The 1,683-nt window shown below is 72.7% G+C and carries 2 protein-coding genes; both read left to right on the top strand.

What is annotated here, in order from left to right:
- A partial coding sequence (locus tag DJ70_RS16100; RefSeq protein WP_094534782.1) for an acyl-CoA dehydrogenase family protein occupies positions 1 to 1,054 on the top strand: 1,054 nt, incomplete at its 5' end.
- Positions 1,051 to 1,605 (top strand): HAD-IA family hydrolase, encoded by a 555-nt coding sequence (locus DJ70_RS16095; RefSeq protein WP_094534780.1) that lies wholly within the window; start codon positions 1,051 to 1,053, stop codon positions 1,603 to 1,605. The genes DJ70_RS16100 and DJ70_RS16095, both read left to right, overlap by 4 nt.
- Positions 1,606 to 1,683: the final 78 nt, after the last annotated feature.

The raw sequence follows: 1,683 nt of genomic DNA, 5'->3' as shown, positions 1-1,683 counted from the left end.
GGACGCGACGGGATCGTTTCCCGAGGCCGTGTGGGATGGGCTCGCCGAGCTCGGACTCACGGGACTGGCCGTCCCCGAGGCGTACGGCGGATTCGACGCGAACGCGACGACGTACGCCGTCGTCAACGAGGAGCTGGCGCACGGCTCGCTCGCGGTCGCGACGGCCCTCTCCGTCCACTGTCTCGTCGCGTCCTGTCTCGCCGAGTTCGCCACGGAACCCCAGCGGGAGCGGTGGCTCCCGGAGATGGCCGACGGTCGGCCGGTCGGGGCGTTCTGTCTCTCCGAGCCGCACGCGGGATCGAACCCGGCGGGCATGTCGACGACCGCCGAGCACGACCCGGACGCGGGGGAGTACGTCCTGAACGGCGAGAAACAGTGGATCACGAACGGCTCGCGCGCGGGCGTCGCCGTCGTCTTCGCGAAGGTCGACCCCGACGACCCCGACTCGATCACCCAGTTCCTCGTTCCGGCGGACACCGAGGGGTTCGAGGTCGGCTCGAAGGAGGAGAAGCTCGGTCTGCGCGCCTCCGACACGACGCCGATCACGTTCGACGGCTGTCGGATCCCCGAAGCGAACCGACTGACTCCGGAGGGACGGGGGCTCGCGGCCGCGCTGGAGGTCCTGACCGGCGGCCGGATCGGCATCGCGGCGCAGGCCGTGGGCGTCGCGCGGGCCGCCCTCGAGGCGGCACGCGAGTACGCCGGAGAACGCGAGCAGTTCGGCGAGCCGCTCTCGGAGATCGGGTCCATCCGCCACAAGCTGGCGGAGATGTCGACGGACGTCGCCGCCGCGCGGCTGCTCGTCCGGGAGGCGGCGAGGAAGGCCGAGGCGGGCGAGGACGCCCGCGTCGCCGCCGCGCGGGCGAAGTATCGGGCGAGCGAGGCCGCGACGTCGGTGACGAACGAGGCGGTCCAGATCCACGGCGGCTACGGCTACACCCGCGAGTACGACGTCGAGCGGTTCTACCGCGACGCGAAGGTCACGGAGATCTACGAGGGGACGACGGAGATCCAAAAGGAAGTCATCGCTCGGGGCGTCTTCGACACACGATGACGACCGCCCTCGACGCGGCCGACGCGATCGTGTACGACCTCGACGGCACCCTCCTCGAACTCGCGGTCGACTGGGACGCCGTCGCCGACGACGTCGTCGCCGCCTACGCCGAACGCGCGTTGATCGCGCCGACGGACGACCTCTGGTCGCTGCTCGACGCCGCCGCCGACTACGACATCGAGGGCGTCGTCCACGGGACGATCGCCGATCACGAGCGGGTCGGCGCGCGCGAGTCGGTCCTGCTGCCGCTCGGCGAGCGCCTCGCCGCGGACGCCGCCGACCGTCCCGCGGCGGTCTGCTCGCTCAACTGCGAGGAGGCCTGCCGGATCGCCCTCGAGACGCACGGCATCGAGGGGGCGGTCGACGCCGTGGTCGGCCGCGACACCGCCGAGACCCGCAAGCCCGAGCCGGAGTCGCTGCTGGCGGCGGTCGACGCGCTCGGCGTCGAGCCGGAGCGCGCCGTCTTCGTCGGCGACTCCGAGAGCGACCGGGTCACCGCCGACCGCGCCGGCGTCCCCTTCGTCTCCGTCGTCGAGGCGCTCGGCGAGTAGTCACGCTGGATGGCACAGCCAGGTGAAGGGGCAAGCGATCGCCCGAGCGGTGGCGTCGCCGGCGGCTCCGCCGCCGGC

This window comes from Halorubrum halodurans, from assembly GCF_002252985.1.
GTDB classification, from domain to species: Archaea; Halobacteriota; Halobacteria; order Halobacteriales; family Haloferacaceae; genus Halorubrum; species Halorubrum halodurans.
The sequence above is the reverse complement of the archived record's forward strand: the minus strand, read 5'-3'. Positions and strand labels throughout refer to the sequence as shown.